At 44.9% G+C, this 1,262-nt stretch carries 3 protein-coding genes; all 3 read right to left on the reverse strand.

The window, feature by feature from the left end:
• A partial coding sequence (locus tag HMPREF2794_RS22685) for a hypothetical protein (RefSeq protein ID WP_070752788.1) occupies positions 1–343 on the reverse strand: 343 nt, incomplete at its 3' end.
• Positions 344–371: 28 nt separating this feature from the next.
• A complete protein-coding gene (locus HMPREF2794_RS22690) occupies positions 372–812 on the reverse strand; it encodes a hypothetical protein (RefSeq protein WP_004303259.1) in 441 nt (146 codons plus the stop codon).
• 4 nt (positions 813–816) lie between these two features.
• On the reverse strand, positions 817–1,262 hold a 446-nt coding region (locus HMPREF2794_RS22695; RefSeq protein WP_246839630.1), incomplete at its 5' end, for a DUF2586 family protein.

Consider the following 1,262-nt stretch of genomic DNA (forward strand, 5'->3'; position numbering starts at 1 on the left):
GTTGTCCGATGGCGGTCAGGACTGAAGTATAGACAGCGGAATCTTCCAACGCCTTCATATTGCCTGCCGCCACGCAGTTCCGGATCAGGATGTCATTTGCTTCTTCAAGATCATCCTTTTTCTTTGCCATAGCCAGCAGGATATTTTTATTCGGACGGACAATCAGGTAGTCGTAGCGTTCATCCTCGTCCACTTGTACGGTGACATGCTTCAGGCGTTTCCCGTATTTCAGTTTCAGTTCCGTATGCTCTTCCTCTGTGAAATCGACAATCAAAGCTTTTTCCTCCGTTGTCAGTTCCTCGTAAGGTTTCCCTGTCTTGATTTTCTTTTCTTCTACTTCCATTTTAAAAGTCTTTTAAACGGTTATTAAACTACATTGCCACATTCCAGTCGATATGGCTGGGAAGAAGGGTGAATTGTGTGGCAATACTTTTATCACCCTGTTTAACGTCGACACCATTGTCCATAAATTCGACGTTCCGGATCACGTCTTTCATGACAAGTCCTTTATACTCATACATGACCGGAATATCAAACGGTTCAATATCCGTAAGACGCTTCCCCGCACCGAGTGCTAACTGCAAGGCATTCACCTCTTCTTTCAGAAGGGTGATCGACGCTTCAGCCTTGTAATTCCCCTCACCGCGACCGACTGGAAATTCTCCAGCACCGTAGATGTTTTCTTTCTCTTTGCTATCCTTGTAGGAAAGGGCTGTGATGCCCTCTACCTGACGACCGAGCATAACAACCTTGACGCTGTTCCATCCGGCTATTTTTCCGAACTTGTTGATTAATGTTCCTAACAATGACATATTTTCAGATTTTATTTGTGAAACCCAAGTCAATCTCAAACTCATGGACAATACCGTCTGCAACAAGTTTTACCTTAATATTGAAAGGCTTGTCACTGACAGCCATTTGCTTTGGATTGATGTAAATGTCGAAGCCCGCGATATCCTCCGAATTGACCATGCTTTCCAGCGCGGATTTGACAAGCGCGTCCCAACTGCTGATAGTGGTGTTACTGATGTATCCGGTTGACGGATCAGCTTTTACCTTACTTCTCACACGCGGTAACAAGGTATTGCGGATAATACGTGCCGCCTTGTTCCAGACAGCGTTATATTCAATATATGCATAGTCGCTGCCCGCTTCCGTACAAGTACATGAATTGCTGAAAAAGAACCCGGCATACCCTTGAAAGCTGCCGACGAAGTTATATCCTTTGTCAGTCAGTTTTTTCTGGTCGGATACGCTCAACT

Origin of the sequence: Bacteroides sp. HMSC067B03, assembly GCF_001811315.1 — a bacterium.
Lineage (GTDB): Bacteria > Bacteroidota > Bacteroidia > Bacteroidales > Bacteroidaceae > Bacteroides > Bacteroides faecis.

Coding starts and splice junctions, on each gene's coding strand:
- HMPREF2794_RS22690 (WP_004303259.1), bottom strand. CDS start 812: ATGTCATTGTTAGGAACATTAATCAACAAGTTCGGAAAAATAGCCGGA.